Here is a 22,589-nt window from a genome sequence, read left to right as displayed (position 1 = left end):
AAAACCGTGTTGCTGTCGCTTCGCTTTCGCACAGATAAAACCGTGTTGCTGTCGCTTCGCTTTCGCACAGATAAAACCATGTTGCTACTGCTTTCGTACAGATAAATTGCCACAGGACGTGGCGTTCTTAGACTGAGTTCCTCTATTTTAGCGGATGTTTTTTGTGCCGAAAGCGTAGCGACAGGTACGGATGTTTGTACACCCGCTGGAGTAAGTTAAACATATGCACTTATAAAGACTCGTAGCTTTTCAAAATGGTCATCAATAAGTAAATATTTTTTATAAATTTCCATTAATTTTTCAAACAGCTCATACTGTTCCGTCACAAATAAAACTTTTAAAATATTGAGCATATGCAAGGATGCGCTCTGTGCTACCAAATAGCAAGGCGTTTCTAGCTGACGATAATGTCGGCGCCATTCTTCCACAGACAAGCCAATATGCTGTAATGAGTTATTCACATGGAGAGCAATATCCTGCTGAACTGATGCCTCAATCGCAATAAATTGCTCATTACTATAGTTCCCCTGTACTAAAGAGGCATGTATTTTTTTATTGGATGCTAGTACATGTTCCTTTAAAAGCAGGAGCCCTTCTTGATAACGCCCCATTTTTACATAATGATCAAGCAATACTGCATACAAGTTTTCTAAAAAATTAAGTTCATAATTTTTAATAATGGCCGGAGGTGTTGGCTTACGATTCGGCAATAAGTCCTTATACTCCAACAAAATCTCTATCGCGTAATTATTAAGTCGTTCATCTTCTAATAAATACTCTCCGTAGTGAATAACAGTTTCAGGATTCTGCTCCTGATGTGCTATATGAAACAGAAGATAGGCAATGAGAACTTTTTCTTTCTCTGTCAGTGCATACATTGAATAACGCCAATCCGCTTCAAAGGAAGTAATTAGCGCTTTAACACAACGATAATCCCCTTGCGATAAACGATAGTACGTTACAATTTGATAAAGATGTAACTGTTTTTTAGCCAAGCAAGTAGAATTACGGTTATCCACATAAGTTATACACTTATCAAGAGTTTCTCTATAATTATTCACAAAGTTATCCACATGTACACAAGTTTTTCTTGTAGATTGCTCAATATGCCCCATCATTTCATGGATAAATGTGAATTGTTCTAATGGTTTGTGGATAAATAGTGAATAAACTTTTTTTATGAAAAGCCAATGCCAAAATTGGGCTTCTTCTTTATAAATCATATGCACAAAATATTCATTTTCAAATTTATATAAAAATATAGTTTGTAGTTCGTTAACTGGCATTGTAATTTGCATTCGTTTCCCGAAAATTAGCCAGATTAATCGCTCTAAGTCCATTGTATGCTGTGCAAAAAGCTGCTCAAAAAAGGTCTCCTTGCCTTTTTGCGTATAAAAAAAGGCATTGAGACGTTCATTAACAAATTTAGTATCCAAACCATGGTTATTAAAAAAAGTTTGCATATCTGTCGTTACACGACCCCAATATTTTCGTGCAGTTGAAAACGCAATATTCATCGCTGTTTCCTCATTCACTAAAAATAAACTCGGTGAAAGTGCAGTACCTAGAATTTTCGGGTCTACTGGTGAATCAATCTCTGCTTCTAACCATTTTGAAAGTAACTTTTCAGCACCCTTTTCACCACTTTGTTTATATGTCATGAATAACCGCTCATCACAATCCAACAGCATGCTACTGGAGCCCCCCATCAAATTCAACCAACAAAGATCTTCCCCTATCATGTAAAATACTTGCCTAAAAGTTTAATCACTCTTTCTTCAATATAACAAATCTTATCCAACATATGCTAAAGAAATCGTGATATGGATAAAAGAAATGACAACAAAAATATTCGCGTAAAATCGAAAACTTTAACTACAACGCATAAAAAAAGCCATCTAAAGGTCAAATACCTCAAGATGGGAAAGATTAAATTTGCTGTTTAAAAGGAGAGCAGCAAATGAGCCCTTTGGACAATCACTCATAAGTTGGTAGCCCATACGTATTGTCACAAATAGCTCATTGCCTACGCCAACCCAAAGCTAGCGCCATAGTACGCACAACTAAAAAAGCTATACATCATTCACCAATACAATCGAGAAAAAGCATTCTCACAACAGTAGACGAGCGACCAACAAAATAGTTACAAAAAAAATCCGTCAAAATTGACGGATTTTTTTCTGCATCGAAAGCGTAGCGGCAGATGCAAAAATAGTTTTTTCACCTATAACACAAAAAAGCAAACTATGAAATTTTCTAGTTTGCTTTCTTTTCGGACTTTTGGGCTTACATTTAATCATATTGTTTTTTCACTGGCTTATAAATTCGTGCTTTTTTCAGTGCTGTTTTAGGTACTTGGAAGGTTGCTGTTACAACTCCTGGATGACGGCCGATTTCAATCGAGCCTGTAATCGTCGCTCGATTCATAACCTCCGGCTCGCTCATCTCAAAAAGCCTTGCAGCACGACTTATAGCATTAGTTGTTGCTTCATTTAATGATGTTCCGGAGCCAACAATTGATACAGGGAATACTTCCTCCACTTGTTTCACGCCGAATTCCTCAGCAAGCTCACGTGCACGACGTTTTTCTTCCTTTGTAAAAGGTTTAGCCGTATAAGGTAAATCCTCTGTATTTGGCAATAAAACAGGGCCATCCAAAGCTACTTTTTTTAACACACTTACCTGAAGTTGAACAATACCAGCAACATCCGTTGTATGTCCTGCAATTTCTCCGTCCCCTTGCATTGCGTGCATATCACCAATATACACACCACCGCCCGGAACCTTTACTGGACAAATAATTGTTGCCCCCTCACGAACACGGCTTATATCCATATGGCCATCTGTACGATGTGTATCTAATTCAGTCTGCGTAAATGCATATTCATGTGGCGCACCGATTAAAAACGAACCAAAATCACCAGCATTATGGGAGTCTGGCATCGCCTTTGAAGGTGTCGTTCCAAGCTGCCCTAAAAAAGGTCGCATTCTTGCCATAACACCAATCAAATCACTTGGTGCTAATGCAACCGCAGGATTTTGCACAGAATTTTCAGGTGTACGCATATAATTTTTAGCATCAAGTGCAATACGGCGAGCCCCTTCTCGCCCAACAGTCACACCAATATTACCTTTATGATCTAACGCCATAGTATAACCATTCGTCATGTTAAAAGGTGATGTTTCTGTATCACATGTCGAACAGCGAATGGCCTGCCGACCTATCCCTTTGACAACTGTACTAGGATGAAGCTTACCACAGCCTGGACACTTTACTGATACGAACGGGTCCCCAATAAATCGATCCAAAATTGCCTCATCATGCCCAGATGCTGTTGCTATTGATGTTACCTGGATTGATTTAATCTTAATAACAATGGCGTCTCCTACCTCTGCCCCTTCTACAAATACAGGCTTTGTTACTTCATGCCCACCACGAATCGTTGGTGTTAGCATCGGGCCCCAGCAGCCTGGCGTCGTATTAGCAATAATTGTGCCACCGTCTTTGACAGGTCCAAGCATTTTCTGTTGTGGATCTAAAATACCATCTATGAACTCATTTACGAATAATGTTTCGACGGCTTGCGCCTGCTGTACAAGATCTTCGCTTTGTATTCCTTCTTTTTCTAGCATTTGCAATTCGCTTGTCATTTCTTTCGTCACGCTCCTGTTTTTTATTTTATGTATACGGATTTTTGTTAATGCTTTATATAAATTTTTGTAGTGATTTGTCGATTGTAAAACTTAATTTCGACATCAAGTTTGATAGTTCCTGCCATTTCGAGGAAAATGTCATTAATCGTATGTATGGAAAAATTGAAATCCGTCTTTCTCATTGTATTTTTTATATAACTAAATGCATGATTTTAGTCCAATAGAATGGTTATTGAGCACATGGAAAATTATGCCGTTTATTTTAAGCATTTTCAACCATTTAACATAAAAAAGCTCAGACTCGTACAAATGTATTTAAAATTTTAATGATAATTTACAATAATAAAGGGTCTTTGTGCTTTTTGATGGCACAAAAACCCTTTCGTCTATCTTTATTATATTTTGTGGATATTTAATATCTTAGTGCGAATTTCACATGGTCAATCTTCATACGTTTTCAACGGGTACTGTTAATTTAATGGGATTGTCACAGGATCCATCTCTTTTAATTCCGAGCCTTTTCCTGAGCCCAAGGAGAAATAAATAACAGGAACAAATGTAATGGATGTAGCAGTTGGATTGATAGCCTGGACAGTAGCACTTGATTTATAAGAAATACCACCGTCGCGACTTGAAGCACCATTTCCATTTACCACATACGTATTGCCTAAATTATCTCGTAGTTCATCAAATTGAACTGTAACTTCCGGCCACTTTTTTATAACTTCTGGGTTTGCTTCATAATCAAAATTAATAACAGTAGACATATCATTTTTTTCAAGGGCCGTAAATCGAGCTGTGACATCATAGTTTGAAACAGTTTCATTGACTAGCTGTAGCTCACCTGCTAACTTAGAAACCTTAAAATTAAATGCCCAATCCCCTTCCACTTTTGTATCGTTATTCACGTTTAGAAAAGCTTCTGGTTTCCATGTTACTTCTAATTCATCTGGTGCCTCTTTATCAAAATAAGGTGTTGTATTTGCTAATCCTACATATTTATTATCACTTATCTTTTCAAGTCGACTACTTCCTCCACCACCCACAGCTCCTTTGATATCCATGAAATCTCCTTCTATAAACGGAGAATCTCCTAAATCTTTATCTGTTTCAAGTGCAAAAGAAATTGTCAGTGATGTACCGTCATACACAGCATTTTCTATCATCATAGATAAGCCATTACTAGAATGAACCTGTCCAATTTCCGTTGCATAACTATCAAAATTCTCAAGCATAGTATTTTTATTATCAAAATAGCTAGCGATGTTTTTCATAAACGGAATTTGTGAAGCAAATGTTGGAAAAGCAATACTTACGGTAGTTACCATGCTGATGCCAATTATTGCTGCCGCTGCTATATGACGCACCCATTTTGGCATACGCTTTCTTGTTGCTTGCTTCTTTAAAACCGTTTGTTTAAGGTTCATTTTTCGTTGTCCAGATAATTCGATTGGTTCAATTTGATCCACATCCAGGTCCAGCCACTCTTTATAACTTTTAGTCATATAAATGCCTCCTTCAACTGTATTGTTGATGCTAGCTTCTTCTTCCCTCGATAAAGTCGGTTTTCTACGGCTGCTTTTGATAAATGTAGCGCTTCTGCTATCTCAGGATTCGTTAATTGCAAATAATACTTCATCATAAAAATATCTCGATCAATATTTTCCAAATGACTAATAGCCATTAGTAAATCGTTTCGTTGCTCCTTTTTCAAAAGCTCCTGCTGTATATCTTTTATATCAGGCTTTTGCAAGAGCTCCTCGTCTCCTTTTTCTCTTTGCTGTTGTTTTTCAAGCTTACGGAATAAATCTATGGCTTTATATTTTGTCAGCATCCCTATCCATTTTTTGAAATCCTCTGATTCGCCCTTAAATTGCTTTGCATTTTGCCAAATGGCTAGGAATACATCATTAACACAGTCATCAATAGAATCTTTATTAATACCGGAAAGAATTTTATATGCTATCGCATGTACGAAGCCAGAATAATGTTCAATTACATACTCAAGCGCATCTTCTTTTTGGCTTTGTAAACGGCTTATGAAGTTTTTAGATGTGCATCTCACCATTTCGCCCCCTTTATGTTTATTTGAAAAAGCTTCTTCACTAACTATATCGAAACTCAGTCACTAAAACTCTCAACTATTTCTGTGAAGAATGATGATTCCTTAAAAAACCTTCAGTAATGTTTCAATCTCCTCTTTCAAGCAAGTTTCATTTATAATGAGTCACATAAGGAACTTCAATCTGTTTGAAGATCCCAAGCTAAGATGGCCACTTCTTAAGGAAATTTATCACCCACGACTCTATTCTGATTAGTTAGATCAAACTTCTTTAGGACTCATCACAAAAAATCAGGGATGAAATTTGTTAAAACATGTACCATCTATATGAGTTGATTGGAATGAAGACTTGGCGACCAGTGTCACAAATGAGATCCTGGAGCGAGCAAGTAGAGGAACGAAGGCTAAGAAGATTACGTCCTGTGATAACGCCTTCGTGACCAACATCTTTTTGATCCAAGTGCTCATTCGGAACGGTAATCAACTCCACGTTATATTGAAGAATCTTTTTAGGGTTATAAGGAATTTTTTATCGCGCTACTGCTAAACTTATTAGCTATACACTATTCTTAAAATTCTAATGACGATTTACAATAATAAAAAAGAAAGGACGTGTGAACAATGCAAGAACCAACTATTCTAGTGGTGGATGATGAGGCAGATTTAGCAAACCTTCTAAAAGTCAGCCTACAAAAAGAAGGTTATAAGCAAATTCATACAGCTGGCTCCATTCAAGAAGCTTGGACGAGCTTTCAACAGACACAACCCGATATTGTACTTCTTGATGTGATGCTTCCTGATGGCGAGGGCTATGATTTATGTCGACGTATTCGAGAAGTGTCGCATGTGCCGGTGCTTTTCATGTCAGCGAAAAATGAGGAAATTGATAAAATTTTAGGACTTGCGATCGGAGGGGACGATTATATTACGAAACCTTTTAGTCCTAAAGAGGTCGCCTATCGTGTGAAAGCACAGCTTCGCAGAGCTGGTTATCAAACGCAGGAAGCAGCGCCAGTAACTTCCGCGAAATCGATTCAAGTTGGTCCATTCTTGCTTAATGGGGATGAAACGGAGGTACATAAGGACGGCATTTTATTAGAGCTAACGGCGAAGGAAATCGGCTTGATGGCTTGCTTTATGAACAATCCTAATCGAATTTTAAGTAAAGAAACTCTGTTTGAACGTGTATGGGGAGAGGACTTTTTCGGCTCAGACAATACCGTGATGGTGCATATTCGACGTCTGCGTGAAAAGGTTGAAAATGATGCATCAAAACCTATGTATATTACAACTGTAAAAGGGCTTGGCTATAAATTTGTCGTTCCAAAAGAGGAGCAAGCATGAAATGGAAATTAACAGCTAGATTCCTTCTGTCTGTGCTGTCTATTGTTATTATTGTCATTTTCGTCAATACGGCCATTCTAGTCGGGCTTCTCACTTATCAACTATCAAATGATTATGATGGTGTACAGGCAACTACAGAGGAAAGCTTTGTCCGGGACTTCCAGAAGTATATTGAAATTAATAATGGTACGCCTTCAGTAAATGAAGAGGGGCTGCAACACTTACATCAGCGAAATGCTTGGATTCAATTACTTGATGTTAATGGTCAGGTCCTTGAATCTCATTTTGCACCAGATGAGGCTCAATCCCATTATGCACCCATCGATTTAATTCAAGTATATAAATATAAAGAGTTTGATGGTGACACTACGGTGTATGTAGGCAGTAAAGATGATGTTAGTTATCTTATTGGTATTAAGGGTAGTGGTATTACAAGATTAGTCATGCACTTTTCTGGCTCATCAGTATTACAATTTATTGGCAAGTTTGGATTATTCATTGTTATTGCCGACCTATTAGTAGCTACACTAGTTGGATGGCTTTTCGGTCGTACGTTGACCAAACCTCTACATGCAATGATTGAACGTATTCGTCATTTAAAGAATCGTGAGCATATGCCTAGTAAAATGCCTGGTGGTGTTTACAAACCAGTTTTTGAAAATTTAAATGAAGTATCGAGAGAGCTTGCTGCACATGAGCAGGAACGTAAAAGATTAGAGATGATGCGCGAGGAATGGATCAGTAATGTGTCACACGATATGAAAACACCTCTTGCCTCAATTCGTGGTTATGCGGAGCTACTGAATGATGGAAAATCAACTCCTTATGAACAAACGGAATATGCTCAGATTATCGAAAAACAATCATTGCATATGCAAGATTTATTGGATGATTTAAATTTAACTATGCGATTAAGACATCAGCAGCTTCCCCTAAGCTTAACCGAGGTAAATATGGTGCAATTTATTCGCGAAATCGTTATTGATACACTTAATACTCCACAATATGAGCAGGCTAATATTGAATTTAATGCAACTAAAGAAGTCATCAAGCATCACATTGACGAGCACTTTATGCGAAGAGCGGTGATGAATTTTTTACACAATGCATTGCTCCATAATCCTTCTGATGTTGCAGTCAATGTTCTTGTTGATGATCGTTCTATTACGATTTCTGATAACGGTAACGGCATTGCCGCAGATGATCTTGAACATATTTTTGAGCGCTATTATCGAGGTACAAATACTGAGCAAACACATGGTACTGGGTTAGGTACTGCTATTGCTAGAGATATTATTGAAGCGCACGGAGGAACTGTAAATATTACCTCTGAAGAACAACAAGGGACAACTGTCAGCATTCAATTACAAGAAGAAAAAAAGGAGTAGCCCGATACTAGGGACTACTCCTTCTTGTTATTTCTTCATTAGCTCCTGTACTTTTGCAGGTAGCTCGTCGAATTTCACTTCATCATATGAAGTAACTTCCGTTTCTTTTTTTACATAAAGCTTCATGTAAGCATCTTGTCGTAAATTTTTCTGAGCTGAAAACTTTAATGTTTGCTCTTTACCGTTTTCGTCATAAGCAGGTATCTCGTACCAATACGATTTCATAATTTCTCCACTATCTAACTTATATTCCTTTACTTCACCATCAGTAGTGATATGAACATAGTATGCTTCTTTATTTAAACGGTTAAAATCAACGGTCATCAGAACAACAAGTCCTGCTACGAACAATAAGAACAATGCTCCTATACCTAAGAAAACCTTTTTCATATTAATTCCCCTGTCTAATAATTTTATAGAATGAACGAACTGTAAAGATATAATATATGCCGTAAATTGCTGAATACGCAATCATCCACAGTATTACTGGTTTAGTTATATCCATACTAAATAGCTGTGAAAAGGCTAGTAGCGCAAATGCACTATGGACGATGCCGACAACGAGTGGTGCACTAAAAATAACGGCAACCTGCCCTGCGACTGTTTTTAATATTTGTTTTTTGTTAACACCGATTTTATTTAAAATTGCATATTTAGGTTGATCTTCCTCTGCCTCGGTTAAAACTTTGAAGTAAATAATACTTCCTGTCGCTGCTAAAAATACTAATCCTAAAAAGCTTCCAACAAATAATAGTGATCCTACAGTAGCTAAACCTGCCTCATAACTTTGCGGAACACTTGAAAACCCTTCTTGCTGTTCAGTAGATAGTTGATTGTAAATTTCCTTTGAAATAGCCTGTTGCTTCAAGTCATTATCCATACCAACTACCTGTATTTTAACACCTTCTGCATTTGTTGCAGCGAACACTTTATCATTTACAACGAGGACTGTACCAGCTCCAACATAGTTTAATACACTCTCTGTATACATTTTATCAACATGGAATGATTCCCCGTTCTCCAATTTAAATTCTTCACCCGTAAAATCATGTGAAAAACGTTCATCGAAGCTTGCATCAAGTAAAACTGTTGAACCATTTGCAATGTGCAGTTGTTCATCTTTCCCCTGCAATTTTGCTAGACGATTATAGTCAGATTCCTTTAATAATGTATATTCAAAAAACGAAAATTCATTATCCACGCGTAAATTTTTTACAGAAAGCGATTCGTTGTATAAGACGTCTTCTTGAGAGAATTTTATCGTATCGCCCTTCCACATAAATGTATTAGGTAGCGCTTGACGTACACTGGCTTCCGCATTGTAGTACATTCCGAAAACGCCGCCACCTGCTGTGATCGTTGTCGCACTTAAAATAGCGATGATTGAAAGAGATTTAGCATTTGCTCGAATACGGTACAATAATTGTGATACACCAATTAAATTCAAGCCTTTCCATGACCAAGAAGTTGCTTTTTTCAACGCGGTTAACACAAATACGCTAACACTATGGAATAATAAATATGTCCCTGCAATTGTCACACCTATAACCATAAGTGGAGTACCTAGAACTGTGAAGAATCTCCAAATGTTACTCGTAAAGATATCTTCAGACGCTGTATAATAACCAAATGCAAGTAACGCTGTCCCAAGTATAGCTGCTATGAATGATGCACGTGGAATTTTCTCTCCTTGCTTCTCAGCATGGAACAGGTCAATCAATTTAAATTGATAGATGACACGATAGCCTTGTAAAGATGTGAATAAAAATAGTAGTGCAAAAATCCATGTTGTATTTACTAGAGCCTCAGGGGAAAATGTTAAATTTCCTACAACCTCAAAGCCCATTAAACGTACTAAAATCATTAATAACCCTTGTGACATAAAGAATCCAAGAACAATCCCTAGTACTAAAGAGACAAAACCTATCACTAAATTCTCAAAAAAGAGCATTAAGCCGATTTTCTGCTTACGTACACCTAATAGCGAGTAAAGTGCTACTTCCTTTTTTCGTTTTTTCATAAAAAACGAATTGGAATACGCAATAAAGATGACGATAAAGAATAACAACACAACAGATGATCCACTCATCAAGCCTTTAATTTGCTGTGAAAATTGTTGTGAGGCTAAAATATCATCATTATATTTTAATGTTACAAACGTAAAGTAGATGACGATACTAAAAACCATCGAAGCGATATATAAAAAGTAGTTCGACAAATTACGCTGAATATTTTTACGCGCTAAACTAAATAACGTCATTTACTCCACCTCCGATGCCAGCAAGCACCTGTAAAATCTCTTGGAAGAATTGCTTTCTCGTTTGAGTACCACGATGAATTTCCTTAGAAAGCTGTCCATCCTGAATGAATAGAATGCGCTGGCAAAAGCTTGCTGCAAATGCATCATGCGTAACCATCATAATAGTGGACGCTTGAGAATTATTCAAATCACTTAAACTTTCAAGTAAGTCTGTTGCTGATTTTGAATCAAGAGCACCAGTCGGCTCATCCGCAAAAATTAATTTCGGCTCTGTAACTAATGCACGTGATGATGCTGTACGTTGTTTTTGTCCACCAGAAATTTGGTATGGGTATTTATCGAGTAACTCTTTTATCCCAAACAGTGTAGCTATGCGTTCTACCTTTGCGTTAATTGCTTTTGTTGGCACTTTTGCAATCGCAAGTGGCAGTACGATATTTTCACGAACTGTTAGAGAATCGAGTAAGTTATAGTCTTGGAAGATAAAACCTAGATTGTCGCGACGAAAATCTGCTAACTCTGCATCCTTCATGCGCGCTAAGTTTGTATCACCAATAATGATTTCACCAGTCGTCGGTGTATCAATTGTCGCTAACACATTTAGTAGCGTCGATTTTCCAGCCCCTGAAGGCCCCATTACACCAACAAACTCTCCTTTTTCTACTTCAAATGATATATTCGATAGCGCTGTAAATGTATTTGCGCCTTTGCCGTAAGTTTTTTCTACATTTTGTACCTTTAATAATGGCGTCATAAACGCTCACCTCTTCTTTCTGACTTTAGTATACGACCCCAAACTTACAACAAAATTGTCGCAAGCTTACAACAACCTTAAATCAACCTATCCACATGACATACGTTTTAACAAAATGCCATCCAACTTTTGAGTCTTATCGGAATACTTTTGGGATTTATCACCCAACTTTTGAATTTTATCTACTAACTTTCATGTTTTATCACCCAACTTCTGAATTTTATCGACATCTCCACCTTTCAAAGAGCAAAAAAAGATTCACACACAAACTTGTGCGTGAATCCTCTTACTTTTCTCTACTCCAATCAACTGATCCACATGACATACGTTTTAACAAAATGTCATCCAACTTTTGAGTCTTACCGGAACACTTTTGGGATTTATCACCCAACTTTTGAATTTTATCTACCAACTTTCACGTTTTATCTACCAACTTTTGAATTTTATCTACTAACTTTCATGTTTTATCCCCCAACTTCTGAATTTTATCGACATCTCCACCTTTCAAAGAGCAAAAAAAGGATTCACACACAAACTTGTGCGTGAATCCTTCCTCTATCTTTTTTATGCTAATACTTTTTTAATATCATCCTCAAAGCTACTTGGTTTATCAGCTGATCCATAGCGTCCAACGACTTCACCATTACGACTCACAAGGAATTTTGTGAAATTCCACTTTATACTGTTGCCGAGAAAGCCTTTTGAATGGGATGTCAAATGCTCAAAAATAGGGTGTGCCTCTTTACCATTGACCTTTACTATTTCATGCATCGGGAACGTCACCCCATATGTCAAACGACATTGTGATGCCGCTTCCTCAGCGGTCGCAACTTCTTGCTTAAACTGATTTGATGGGAAGCCAAGAATAACAAGGCCTTCATCCTGATATTTTTTATATAGACCCTCTAATTCTTCAAACTGCGGTGTAAAACCACATTTGGAAGCCGTATTAACAATTAACATTGCCTTACCCTTATAACGATCTAAGCTATATTCAGCACCATCTTCTAGAGCAACTTGAATGTCGTAAATGTTCATATCTAATTACCCCCTATGTTATAATCGCGCATTTTTTCTGGCAATCTGCTGCAGAGGATCCCAAACACCATTGAATGGAGGCGCGTAGGCTAAATCTAAATCTAAATCTAGTAAATCTGGTAATGTCATTTTATTGTATAAGGCTGTCGCAAACACATCGATCCGTTTATCCACACCTGCTGGTCCAACAATTTGTGCCCCTAAAAGTTTTTGATCTCGTTTACGAACAACAATTTTAATAAACATCCGTTGAGCACCTGGATAATATCCTGCAATATGACGCGCAGACAATTTAAATGCCTCATATTCAAAACCTAGCTCTTTAGCATTGCGCTCATTAATACCAGTCGTGGCAATCGTTAAATTGAAAAACTTTAAGATCGAAGTACCTACAATCCCACGAAACGGCGCAAACTTGCCCGACATATTGAGTCCCGCTAAACGACCTTGCTTATTAGCTGTCGTGCCAAGAGGTATATAATCTAAACGTTCTTTCACAATATTAAAATGCGTTGCACAATCGCCCGCAGCATAAATATTTTCAACAGATGTCTCTAAATGTCGATTGACGATGACTGCACCATTTTTAGCTAGTGCTATGCCTGTTCCCTCTAAAAATTGTGTATTCGGTTTAATTCCCACAGCCATAATGACTAAATCCGTATCATATGTGCCATTGTCCGTCATCACACGCTCAACACGGTGATTCCCCTCAAACGCCTCTACTTTTGTATTTAGCACAAGTTCGATATCATTCTTTTTCGCTTCCTCATGAACATGTTGTGCAAGTTCTTCATCTAGAATCCTAGCTACATAGCTACCTCGTTGAATTAATCTCACTTTTTTGCCGCAAGCATGAATCGTCTCAGCCATCTCTAGTCCAATATAGCCTGCACCTATAATTGTTACATTTTCTATATCTGGCGTTAAATCGGCTAGTAAATCATCTAGCTGAGGTATTGTTTTCACCGTGTGTATCCCAGTTAAATCTGAGCCCTTTTCCACTGGCATAATAGGATCCGCGCCTGTTGCAATCAGTAGCTTATCATAAGGAATTTCAAATGATTCCCCAGACGACTGTGTTCCAAAAACAAGCTTCTTGTCTACATCAATTCCGTTAACCTCATGACCAACACGGGCATCAATACGATACTTATCACGAAACGTTTCTACATCTCTTGCTATAAGACGCTTTGTCGATGAAATACGCCCATCTACAACATAGGGCAAGCCACACTGCCCATATGAATAAATAAATCCACGTTCTACAGATGTAATCTCTGCTCCTGGTACATTTCGATAAATTTCCATTGCTGCTGACATTCCGGCAGCATCTCCTCCGATAATTACGTATTTCATCCAACAATCCCCCTTATTTTTTTCTCGTTGCTAGTAAGCCTGCATAATAGTCCATATAAAAACGGCGTTTACCTCCACTTACGATGACACGTATTACATGAATAGCAATGACCATCGTTAGAACAAAATTCGCAATAAAGGCTAGCAACGTAATGACAATTTGCAGTACATAAAATGGTGAATCCATATCTAATTGAATATGACCAAAAGTTGTTATTATTTTCGAAACACATACTACTACGAGAATAGCAACACAACGGCGCCAAGATTGACTTATGATACTTTTGCCGTTTTCACTGACCATTGTAAAACGCATAAATTTCATCCCTAATGTTGCCCCATTTGTAAAGCTTGGAACAACACCAAATAGCAACATATACAAAGCAATTTTTACTAAAAATTCGAACATATCACTATAACCTGTTACGACACCCACGAAGAACAAAATGAACTGTGCGATAATCAAATCCATTGCTAGTGCTAACAAAATAGATAATGGCTTGACGATATCTTTTTCGACCATTTCTGCTGCCTTAGCCGCTACCTCTTCATGCGAAGGAAACAGCGCCCACACAACAGGAGCTAAAAAGAATCCTAATAGTGCACCAACACTGTTAAGCATTAAATCATCCACATCAAAAATTCGATACGCACAATTAAAGATGCCATAAATTCCCGTAAATTGGGTTACCTCATAAAACAATGTTAGCAAAAAGCTATATAAAAATGCACGCTTCCAGTACTCTCTTTTTTTAAGAAAATAACGCAAATATACACCAAAAGGCATGAGCAGTAAGAAATTATAGAATGCCTGGTAAAAAGCAGGTTGCTTCGGTATATACACCCACGTTGATGGATTCGTCAGAACAATCCCACTATCCTTTAAAATATCAGTGACAAATTGAAAAGGATGTAAATTATAATGGACTGTATCTGCAGCTTGTAGAGAGCAAGTATCTCGTGTTTCTGGGAAAGGCAATAAGACTAAACATAAAGCCGATAAGAAGTAAAAAATAAATGAGAACGTAATAATCGTTTTGGATACAGATAAGTAGCCATATTTCCGATACGTATAAATTAGCCAGGGTACAAATAGCACAAAGGATGCGAAAATTGTTATTAAAAAAGCTACCATTATTGAATGTGTATAAACTGACATAGAACACCTCTTCGTTTAAAAATCGGCTCTTCACCATAGGGTTGATTTCCGTTCCGGCTGGGCGCTTTCCTAGGCGCGATGTGTCCGATGAGCCGCGTTAGTGATAAACTTAAAAATAATCTTAAACTTAGTTTAGCACTTGAACACAACACGAATATTTCACCAATCTTAAATAATTCTTAATTAGCTATTATTGATGTAAAGTAAAATTCCGCATAGACTCCCAGGAGACAAACAAGAGTACACCAATGTACCTCGTGCCTGACTACGGAAAGAAAAGCGGAATTTTATCAAAGGAAAAAATATTAATTTTTGTTGGAAAGGCTTTTACACGAGCATACTATGCTTTTGCAATTTCCTCTTTGCAAAATGCTAAAATCTCTTCTAGCTCTTCATCCTCTAGTGCAAAATCTAAATACTCACCTTTAGCTTTTTCTAGGATGAAGTAATTTAAAATAAATGGCTCTTCACCTTTTTCAGCAATTAGTACACGAAGCTCAATTCCTGCTTCATGATAAAGCTCATCTTCTTCATCAATATCTACATCTAAAATAAATTCATAACGCTTACCTTCAATAATGTTTGTTGGATCTAAAATTTCTTCCATTGAGAATTGTGTAATTTCCATTGTATGATCTCCTTTTAGTTAACCTGTTCTTTTATATATTAAATCAAATTCAGCATGGGTCAACTAGAAAACTCGTATACACTTGAAAGTAATTATGCCAAAATGAAAATAAAATAATTGAGAGATGTGATTCTCTTAAGGATACTTTACATAAAGGAGGAGGCTAATTCTTGAAAGAACTACTATATTATCAAGACGTTATGCTACGTGAATTTAATGCAACAGTTGTCAATAAAGGAACCGATATAGATTGCCGTAACTACGTGGTGCTATCAAATACTGCATTTTATCCAACAGGAGGCGGACAACCTCATGATACAGGTACTTTAAATGATATCGAGGTCATCGATGTTGAGAAAATTAATGATGAAATTCGTCATTATATTCAAGGCGACTTTTCAAATTTAGCTGGAGAAGTGCATGGTAAATTGAATTGGCAACGACGCTTCGATCATATGCAGCAGCATGCAGGTCAGCATATTTTAACAGCGGCTTTTGTTGAGCTTTTTGATGCACCAACTGTTAGCTTCCATTTAGGTAGTGAGCAGGTCACAATTGATATTGCCGTAGATGCCTTAACGGAAGAACAGCTTGTGGCCGCAGAAGCCCGCGCCAATGAAATTATTCTAGAGAATCTTCCAATTGAAACGCAATGGATTACAGAAAAAGAACTTGAGAACTATAGCCTTCGTAAAGAGGTAGCCGTCACAGGAGATATTCGACTTGTTATTATTCCTGATTTTGATTACAACGGTTGTGGCGGTACCCACCCAACATCCACAGGACAAGTATGTGCGATAAAAATCCTTGGCACTGAAAAAATGAAAGGCAATATTCGTGTCTCTTTTGTCTGTGGTCATCGAGTTTTAGTGGAGCTTGCCATGCGAAAGAAAGTATTAGCTGACGTTGCAAGACAATTGAGTGTACCTGAAGCGGAAGCAGCTACAGCACTTACAAAAGTCTTAACAACACAGAAAAATACAGAAAAAGCACTCGTGGTAGCAAAAGAGGAGCTACTAAATTATGAAGCAAAAGCGCTAGTTTCTAGTAAAGGACGTATTATTACTGCAGCCTTTACTAAGCGTACTATGCAAGAGCTTCAAAAATTAGCTAGAACTACTGTCGCTGAGCAGACAGAAGCGATCGTTTTACTCGTTTCAGAAAATGAAGACAAGCTTCAGTTTGTCGCAGCACGTGGTGCAAAAGTTGAGAAAAGTATGAAGGACATTGCTGCAAAAGCATTGCCACTCGTTAACGGGAAAGGCGGTGGCAGTGATCAGATGGTACAAGGCGGTGGCGAGCGTATTATTTCTGCCGAGCAACTATTTGAAGCCATGCAAGAAGTACTTAAATAACTAACCTTTTCGATGATAGGAGCTCCCCATTACTTGGGAAGCTCCTTTATTCATTTATGCACATCATCACTTGCTGAACATTCTATTGCCGCTGTCTCCCCCATCGATGATTATCCACAGACATTTGCTCAGCTGTAGTAATCGATCTCTTAGTAGCTTTCGTTTATCCACACGTTACCCACAATTAACACATAACTTATCCACAATCCATCTCAATTACATCAAATCGATTCCACAGTTGGATTAAATTAAAAATTTTTCCAGAGATACCTGATTATAATTTACTTTTTTTGCTGATTATAAAAAAAAGAATAGTTTCTATACATTTTGAGGGGAGGATTTCTATGAGTCCTGAAAAAGATATTTCACGTCGTAATTTTTTAAAAACAACAGGGATCGCGGCAGGTACATTAGTCGGCGGTGGATTAATAGGTGGTCTTGTAGGCTATAACATGCCTGGTAAAGGAACTGCCACGCTAGAGCATGGTCAGCATGGAACTGCTACTGAAGAGACTGGCTCGCCAAAAGCCAAAATGTTTTTTATGAATCAAAGAGATTTTAATATTTTAGCAAATGCTACTGAACGTATTTTCCCTGAGGACGATTTAGGTCCAGGGGCAAAAGGCTTAGATGTACCTTACTTTATCGACCATCAGTTAGCAGGGCAATATGGCAGTAATTCTAAAGAATATATGCATGGACCATTCGGTGAGGGTGCTCCAACACAAGGTTATCAGAGTCGTTTAACGCGTGCAGAAATTTTTAAGCAAGGTGTTCAAAGGTTAGAGTCGGAAGCACAGAATCGCTATAAAAAGAGCTTCAATGATATAGATGCTAAGCAAATGGATGAAATTTTAACTACCTTCCAGAAAGGCGACGTACAAATGAGTGGCGTCACATCTGCTTTCTTCTTTACTTTATTACGTGCAGCTACATTAGAAGGTGCTTATTCTGACCCAATATATGGTGGAAACCGTAATATGGATGGCTGGCGCATGAAAGGCTTCCCTGGTCATCAAATGGCGTATATTACGCAAATCGAAGAACCGAAATTCCAAAAAATTGAGCCTAATTCATTAGGTAGCCACTAATAGGGGGTTAGAAAATGGCAAAAACATTACCTGGTGTAGACGTTGTAACAGTCGGGGTAGGTTGGACCGGCGGCATTGTCGCTGCAGAATGCTCGAAGGCAGGCTTAAAGGTCGTTGGTTTAGAGCGCGGACAAAAGCGCGGCACAGAAGATTATATGACGATCCACGACGAGTATCGTTATGCAATTCGTTACGATATAATGCAAAACCTTTCTAAGGAAACAGTAAGCTTCCGTAATAATCGCAATATGAAAGCATTGCCTATGCGTCAGCTTGGTTCCTTTTTACTTGGAGAAGGGCTTGGTGGCTCTGGGACACATTGGAACGGTATGACGTATCGCTTTTTACCATATGATTTTCAAATTAAAACATTAACAGACAAACGTTATGGTGCGAATAAACTTGGACCTGAATATTTATTACAGGATTGGGGATTAACATACGATGAACTTGAGCCCTATTTCGATAAATTCGAAAAAACGGCAGGTATTTCCGGAGATGATAAAAATCCATTTAGCGGAAAACGTTCAAATCCTTATCCGACTGGGCCTATGAAAATGACACCAATGCTTACGCAATTTGAAACAGCTGCAAAAAAATTAAAATTATCACCTTACATGGTACCTTCTGCAAACGTATCAGAAGTTTATAAGAATCCTGACGGTGAAACGATAAATGCTTGTCAATATTGCGGCTTCTGCGAGCGCTTCGGCTGTGAATATGGCGCCAAATCATCTGCAGAGATTACTGTTGTTCCTACTGCATTAAAAACAGGTAATTTTGACTTACGCTATAATTCCAATGTTGTTGAAATCTTAAAGAAAGGCAATAAAGTAACTGGTGTCCGATACATCGATACGATATCTGGTGAAGAATTTATTCAACCAGCAAACGCTGTTGTACTTACTAGTTATGTCTTTAATAATGCCAAACTATTGATGGTCTCTAACATTGGAGAACGATATGATCCGGCTACTGGAAAAGGGACACTTGGAAGAAACTATTGCTATCAAATACTACCTGGTGCAGCAGGTTTCTTCGATGAGCAGTATAACACCTTTATGGGTGCAGGTTCACTCGGTGTAAGTTTAGATGACTATAATGGTGATAATTTCGACCATAGTGACTTAGATTTTATTCACGGTGGAAATATAGCTCTAACACAAACAGGTGCACGCCCTATCGGCTCGAACCCAACACCTCCTGATACGCCAACATGGGGATCAGAATTTAAAAAGCAATCTATTCATTACTATACACGCTCATTCGGGATTGGTGCACAAGGTGCTTCGATGCCACATAAAGAAAATTATTTGTCTCTTGATTCTACTTATAAGGATGCTTACGGCTTACCTCTAATGCAGTTGACGTACAACTTTACGGATCAGGATCGTGCACTTCATAAATATATTTCAGCACGTGCAGCTGACATTATGAAAGAAATGGGCGCCAAAATTGTTGTCCCCAACGCTGAAATCACTGATTACAATATTGTACCGTATCAAACAACCCATAATACAGGCGGAACAGTTATGAGCTTAAAGCCAGAGGATGGCGTTGTGAATAACTACATGCAGCATTGGAATGTAGAAAATCTTTTTGCTGTGAGTGCCGGAAACTTCTCACACAATAGTGGCTATAACCCAACAGGTACTTTAGGGGCGCTAGCCTACCGCTGTGCAGAGGGTGTTGTGAAATATAGCAAATCAGGCGGTTCCTTAGTATAACTTCTTTTAGCGGGTGTTTGGACACCCGCTGAAATAGAAGAACTCAGTCTAAGAACACCACGTCCTGTGGCAATTTATCTGTGCGAAAGCGAAGCGACAGCAACACGGTTTTATCTGTGCGAAAGCGAAGCGACAGCAACACGGTTTTATCTGTGCGAAAGCGAAGCGACAGCAACAATTATGCCGCGGCACAATTGATATAATAAACATTTTATTAAAAGGAGGCAAGACTATGGGAGGTCTTGGAGCAATTGGATTACCTGGGTTAATCATCATTTTAGTCATTGTTTTAATCGTGTTTGGTCCGAAAAAATTGCCTGAAATCGGAGGCGCAGTCGGTAAAACATTTGCAGAGTTTAAAAAGTCCACGAAGGGGCTTATTGATGATGAGGATGATCCAGCGAAAAAAGAAGAAAAAAAATCTGACGTTTCGTAGGAGGTTGTCCTATGGATCCATATGAAGAAGGAAAAAGAAAATATTTAAGTCCACTTGATAAGAAAGAAGCTGAGCCTCTCACCCCTGTGGAGGCTTTTGTTGAAGTTCCAGTAGAGACAATTGAACAGGATGTGGTAGCTGATGAACCACTTTTCCCAATTGCATCATTACTTGAACATCTTACTGAACTGCGTAAACAAATTATTAAAGGGCTATTCGTATTTATTTTATTTTTTATTATTGTATTCTCTACCATTAATATTTGGTTTCCTTATGTAACACGAGGACATTCACTAATTATTTTAGGGCCATTAGAGGTTGTCAAATTTTATATGACGATTTCCACAACACTAGCATTCGGGCTATCTATGCCATTTTTAGTTCATTTTTTGTGGAGCTTCGTAAAGCCAGGTTTAAAAGAAGAAGAAAGCCGCTTCCTCGGTCTTTATGCACCTGTCATGCTTATACTCTTTTTATCAGGCGTAGCTTTCGGTTATTTTATTGTTAATCCACTCAGCTACTCATTTTTAGTAAGTGTAGGAGCAACTAATTTTGATGTTATGGTATCCGCAAATGAATACATGCATTTTTTAGTGATGACAACCGTACCACTTGGACTACTCTTTGAATTACCAATCGTAGCCCTCTTTTTATCGTCCATTGGTATATTAACGGCTGAATCCATGAAAAAAATACGAGGCTGGTCTTATATCGGGATGGGCGTTGGTTCTGCTTTGATTACCCCACCAGATTTTATTAGTCAGCTACTCATCTTAATTCCAATGATTATTTTATATGAAATAAGTATCTATCTTGTTAAGCGTATAGAGCGTAAACAAATAGAAAGCACTGCGTAGCAATGACGCAGTGCTTATTTTTTCTTTAATTCCATGACAACAATTTCTGGTGGATTAAAAATTCGCATAGGTACTGAACTATTACCTAATCCTCGACTAACGGCCATCGTTGTTGTTCCTTCTTCATAAAGACCAGCCGTATATTTCGGAAATATTCCCTGTCCTCGGGCGTAAAGACCGCCAATACCAGGAATACGAACCTGTCCGCCATGTGCATGTCCTGCAAATACTAAATCAATTCCAAATTCCACATACGTATTAAACACTTCTGGTCGATGTGCTAGTAGAATCGTTAGAACATTCGGTTGAACATTTTTTGTCGCTATCTTTAGCATTTCTTTCGTTGTTCTACCCGATAACGGATCTTCTATGCCAACAATCGCCAAGCGCTCCCCGTCGCGCTCAATGACGGTCGATTCATTGGACAATATATGTACTCCTAACGATGATAGCTCCTCATAAATTACATTCACTTTATTCGTCGCTACTTCATGGTTTCCTAGTACATAATAGACATCCGCTAATTTAACTAATCCTCTAACAGCCTGTAAGCTTCGCTCCAATTCATAGCGATTACTATCAACTAAATCACCTGTAATAAAAATCAGGTCAGGATTTGTTGTCTTCACCTTTGCTATGAGTTTCTCTTGATGTTCGCCGAAGAGAGCATCTTGTAAATCTGATATTTGCGTAATGCGTAGCCCATCAAAGCTGGCAGGCACTTTTTCTGACTCGAATTCATACTTGCTTACAACCAGCCAGTGATTGTTTACGTACAAAAAAATGACTATAAAAACAAGAAAAAAAGCTAAATATAATAATTTTTTCAATCGCAATCGCTCACCCTAGGCTACTTATTCATCAAATCAATCCTGAATGAAGATAAAATCTGACCCTCCTATTATAAGCATAAAACAAAGTAATTGTAAGCACATACACATAAAATCATTAGATTACATATAAAGAGTATCCCAAAAACGTTACATTTAAAGGGGTCCCTCTAAATAGAGAATAAAAGTCATAAGTGATAAAATTCATTAAAAATTATGAATAGGTGGTGCTTTATTTGTTAAAAAATACAACTATAGTATCTTTTGCTTTAGTACTCCTCTTTTTTTGTACCAGATGTTCTAATAATGCCCAAAAAATTATATTGGATATAGCCGATGAAAAAGGAAATTATAAAGAACGTATAGAAATCCTAGATAAAGACCAAGTTTCAATCGTAAATAAAATTCTTAATAACGCTAAATGGAAAGAAGAAAATGAGGCATCATTTGGGTTATTAAAGTATAGAATGTCTTTTGCTTTTATAGATTCCAATAAAGAGGTTAAGTCTTCTTACTATTTAATTTATTTATATTCAAATGAACAATTAATTTTTGTAGAGAATGATGCGAAATATACTAAATTATCAATAGAAGATTCGAAAAAATTATTTGATATACTACCAAGCGAAACTTGAAGAGGATCGATA

The 22,589-nt window shown here is 37.7% G+C and carries 20 protein-coding genes; 8 read left to right on the top strand and 12 right to left on the bottom strand.

Annotated elements, in window-relative coordinates:
• Nucleotides 1-215 precede the first annotated feature (215 nt).
• From ACQKOG_RS18235 to ACQKOG_RS18220, 4 genes are all read right to left on the bottom strand, one after another.
• A complete protein-coding gene (locus ACQKOG_RS18235; RefSeq protein WP_370079629.1) occupies nucleotides 216-1,661 on the bottom strand; it encodes a hypothetical protein in 1,446 nt (481 codons plus the stop codon).
• A 631-nt stretch (nucleotides 1,662-2,292) separates the two neighbouring features.
• A complete protein-coding gene (locus tag ACQKOG_RS18230; protein WP_370079695.1) occupies nucleotides 2,293-3,633 on the bottom strand; it encodes an acetamidase/formamidase family protein in 1,341 nt (446 codons plus the stop codon).
• Between the two features lie 491 nt (nucleotides 3,634-4,124).
• Entirely contained in the window at nucleotides 4,125-5,159 is a 1,035-nt protein-coding gene (locus tag ACQKOG_RS18225; protein WP_427447789.1) for a DUF4179 domain-containing protein, read from the bottom strand.
• The gene (locus tag ACQKOG_RS18220) at nucleotides 5,156-5,722 is read right to left on the bottom strand and encodes a sigma-70 family RNA polymerase sigma factor (RefSeq protein ID WP_427447787.1); all 567 of its coding nucleotides are present in this window, start codon (nucleotides 5,720-5,722) and stop codon (nucleotides 5,156-5,158) included. Before ACQKOG_RS18220 ends, ACQKOG_RS18225 begins: the two co-directional genes overlap by 4 nt.
• A gap of 615 nt (nucleotides 5,723-6,337) precedes the next feature.
• On the opposite strand from ACQKOG_RS18220, the gene ACQKOG_RS18215 reads away from it, so the two are divergent.
• Nucleotides 6,338-7,060: a response regulator transcription factor gene (locus ACQKOG_RS18215; protein ID WP_370079624.1), complete on the top strand. Its 723-nt coding sequence runs from the start codon at nucleotides 6,338-6,340 to the stop codon at nucleotides 7,058-7,060.
• Entirely contained in the window at nucleotides 7,057-8,448 is a 1,392-nt protein-coding gene (locus tag ACQKOG_RS18210) for a sensor histidine kinase (protein WP_427447785.1), read from the top strand. The genes ACQKOG_RS18215 and ACQKOG_RS18210 overlap by 4 nt, the downstream gene beginning before the upstream one ends.
• Before the next feature lie 27 nt (nucleotides 8,449-8,475).
• Here the strand turns inward: ACQKOG_RS18210 and ACQKOG_RS18205 are convergent, their stop codons facing one another.
• From ACQKOG_RS18205 to ACQKOG_RS18175, 7 genes are all read right to left on the bottom strand, one after another.
• Entirely contained in the window at nucleotides 8,476-8,838 is a 363-nt protein-coding gene (locus tag ACQKOG_RS18205) for a YxeA family protein (RefSeq protein ID WP_427447783.1), read from the bottom strand.
• Nucleotide 8,839: 1 nt separating this feature from the next.
• A complete protein-coding gene (locus ACQKOG_RS18200) occupies nucleotides 8,840-10,708 on the bottom strand; it encodes an ABC transporter permease (protein ID WP_427447781.1) in 1,869 nt (622 codons plus the stop codon).
• Nucleotides 10,695-11,462, bottom strand: a complete 768-nt coding sequence (locus tag ACQKOG_RS18195) for an ABC transporter ATP-binding protein (protein ID WP_132363565.1) — start codon at nucleotides 11,460-11,462, stop codon at nucleotides 10,695-10,697. The genes ACQKOG_RS18200 and ACQKOG_RS18195 overlap by 14 nt, the downstream gene beginning before the upstream one ends.
• Nucleotides 11,463-12,026: 564 nt before the next feature.
• The gene (locus ACQKOG_RS18190; RefSeq protein ID WP_402873935.1) at nucleotides 12,027-12,500 is read right to left on the bottom strand and encodes a glutathione peroxidase; all 474 of its coding nucleotides are present in this window, start codon (nucleotides 12,498-12,500) and stop codon (nucleotides 12,027-12,029) included.
• 18 nt (nucleotides 12,501-12,518) lie between these two features.
• Nucleotides 12,519-13,859, bottom strand: a complete 1,341-nt coding sequence (locus ACQKOG_RS18185; RefSeq protein ID WP_427447778.1) for an FAD-dependent oxidoreductase — start codon at nucleotides 13,857-13,859, stop codon at nucleotides 12,519-12,521.
• 13 nt (nucleotides 13,860-13,872) lie between these two features.
• Nucleotides 13,873-15,018, bottom strand: a complete 1,146-nt coding sequence (locus ACQKOG_RS18180; RefSeq protein WP_427447776.1) for a VanZ family protein — start codon at nucleotides 15,016-15,018, stop codon at nucleotides 13,873-13,875.
• A gap of 340 nt (nucleotides 15,019-15,358) precedes the next feature.
• Nucleotides 15,359-15,646, bottom strand: a complete 288-nt coding sequence (locus tag ACQKOG_RS18175; RefSeq protein WP_370045435.1) for a DUF6509 family protein — start codon at nucleotides 15,644-15,646, stop codon at nucleotides 15,359-15,361.
• Between the two features lie 170 nt (nucleotides 15,647-15,816).
• Here ACQKOG_RS18175 and ACQKOG_RS18170 point away from each other — a divergent pair, with 170 nt between their 5' ends.
• The 5 genes from ACQKOG_RS18170 (at nucleotide 15,817) to tatC (ending at nucleotide 21,112) form a co-directional block, all read left to right on the top strand.
• On the top strand, nucleotides 15,817-17,001 hold the full coding sequence (locus tag ACQKOG_RS18170; RefSeq protein ID WP_427447773.1) for an alanyl-tRNA editing protein: 1,185 nt from the start codon (nucleotides 15,817-15,819) through the stop codon (nucleotides 16,999-17,001).
• Nucleotides 17,002-17,345: 344 nt separating this feature from the next.
• Nucleotides 17,346-18,092, top strand: coding sequence for a gluconate 2-dehydrogenase subunit 3 family protein (locus ACQKOG_RS18165; RefSeq protein WP_370079608.1), 747 nt, complete (start codon nucleotides 17,346-17,348; stop codon nucleotides 18,090-18,092).
• 14 nt (nucleotides 18,093-18,106) lie between these two features.
• Entirely contained in the window at nucleotides 18,107-19,819 is a 1,713-nt protein-coding gene (locus tag ACQKOG_RS18160; RefSeq protein ID WP_370079606.1) for a GMC family oxidoreductase, read from the top strand.
• Nucleotides 19,820-20,051: 232 nt separating this feature from the next.
• Complete coding sequence (gene tatA, locus ACQKOG_RS18155) at nucleotides 20,052-20,255, top strand: twin-arginine translocase TatA/TatE family subunit (protein WP_370079604.1); 204 nt, start codon at nucleotides 20,052-20,054, stop codon at nucleotides 20,253-20,255.
• An 11-nt stretch (nucleotides 20,256-20,266) separates the two neighbouring features.
• Nucleotides 20,267-21,112 carry a twin-arginine translocase subunit TatC gene (gene tatC / locus ACQKOG_RS18150; RefSeq protein ID WP_370079602.1) on the top strand — a complete coding sequence of 282 codons (846 nt, stop codon included), beginning with the start codon at nucleotides 20,267-20,269 and terminating at the stop codon, nucleotides 21,110-21,112.
• 14 nt (nucleotides 21,113-21,126) lie between these two features.
• On the opposite strand, the gene ACQKOG_RS18145 is transcribed toward tatC, so the two are convergent.
• The gene (locus tag ACQKOG_RS18145; protein ID WP_402873947.1) at nucleotides 21,127-21,942 is read right to left on the bottom strand and encodes a metallophosphoesterase; all 816 of its coding nucleotides are present in this window, start codon (nucleotides 21,940-21,942) and stop codon (nucleotides 21,127-21,129) included.
• Nucleotides 21,943-22,178: 236 nt separating this feature from the next.
• Between ACQKOG_RS18145 and ACQKOG_RS18140 the strand changes: the two genes are divergently transcribed.
• A complete protein-coding gene (locus ACQKOG_RS18140) occupies nucleotides 22,179-22,577 on the top strand; it encodes a hypothetical protein (RefSeq protein WP_427447769.1) in 399 nt (132 codons plus the stop codon).
• The last annotated feature ends 12 nt before the right edge of the window (nucleotides 22,578-22,589 follow it).

Source organism: Lysinibacillus sp. NPDC093216 (assembly GCF_050280325.1).
GTDB lineage: Bacteria > Bacillota > Bacilli > Bacillales_A > Planococcaceae > Lysinibacillus.
This window is presented reverse-complemented; position numbering and strand designations above follow the sequence as displayed.

Excerpts from the sequence above, each read along its gene's own strand:
- ACQKOG_RS18235 (WP_370079629.1), bottom strand. The coding sequence starts at position 1,661 with ATGACATATAAACAAAGTGGTGAAAAGGGTGCTGAAAAGTTACTTTCA.
- ACQKOG_RS18230 (WP_370079695.1), bottom strand. The coding sequence starts at position 3,633 with ATGCTAGAAAAAGAAGGAATACAAAGCGAAGATCTTGTACAGCAGGCG.
- ACQKOG_RS18225 (WP_427447789.1), bottom strand. The coding sequence starts at position 5,159 with ATGACTAAAAGTTATAAAGAGTGGCTGGACCTGGATGTGGATCAAATT.
- ACQKOG_RS18220 (WP_427447787.1), bottom strand. The coding sequence starts at position 5,722 with ATGGTGAGATGCACATCTAAAAACTTCATAAGCCGTTTACAAAGCCAA.
- ACQKOG_RS18215 (WP_370079624.1), top strand. The coding sequence starts at position 6,338 with ATGCAAGAACCAACTATTCTAGTGGTGGATGATGAGGCAGATTTAGCA.
- ACQKOG_RS18210 (WP_427447785.1), top strand. The coding sequence starts at position 7,057 with ATGAAATGGAAATTAACAGCTAGATTCCTTCTGTCTGTGCTGTCTATT.
- ACQKOG_RS18205 (WP_427447783.1), bottom strand. The coding sequence starts at position 8,838 with ATGAAAAAGGTTTTCTTAGGTATAGGAGCATTGTTCTTATTGTTCGTA.
- ACQKOG_RS18200 (WP_427447781.1), bottom strand. The coding sequence starts at position 10,708 with ATGACGTTATTTAGTTTAGCGCGTAAAAATATTCAGCGTAATTTGTCG.
- ACQKOG_RS18195 (WP_132363565.1), bottom strand. The coding sequence starts at position 11,462 with ATGACGCCATTATTAAAGGTACAAAATGTAGAAAAAACTTACGGCAAA.
- ACQKOG_RS18190 (WP_402873935.1), bottom strand. The coding sequence starts at position 12,500 with ATGAACATTTACGACATTCAAGTTGCTCTAGAAGATGGTGCTGAATAT.
- ACQKOG_RS18185 (WP_427447778.1), bottom strand. The coding sequence starts at position 13,859 with ATGAAATACGTAATTATCGGAGGAGATGCTGCCGGAATGTCAGCAGCA.
- ACQKOG_RS18180 (WP_427447776.1), bottom strand. The coding sequence starts at position 15,018 with ATGTCAGTTTATACACATTCAATAATGGTAGCTTTTTTAATAACAATT.
- ACQKOG_RS18175 (WP_370045435.1), bottom strand. The coding sequence starts at position 15,646 with ATGGAAATTACACAATTCTCAATGGAAGAAATTTTAGATCCAACAAAC.
- ACQKOG_RS18165 (WP_370079608.1), top strand. The coding sequence starts at position 17,346 with ATGAGTCCTGAAAAAGATATTTCACGTCGTAATTTTTTAAAAACAACA.
- ACQKOG_RS18160 (WP_370079606.1), top strand. The coding sequence starts at position 18,107 with ATGGCAAAAACATTACCTGGTGTAGACGTTGTAACAGTCGGGGTAGGT.
- tatA (WP_370079604.1), top strand. The coding sequence starts at position 20,052 with ATGGGAGGTCTTGGAGCAATTGGATTACCTGGGTTAATCATCATTTTA.
- tatC (WP_370079602.1), top strand. The coding sequence starts at position 20,267 with ATGGATCCATATGAAGAAGGAAAAAGAAAATATTTAAGTCCACTTGAT.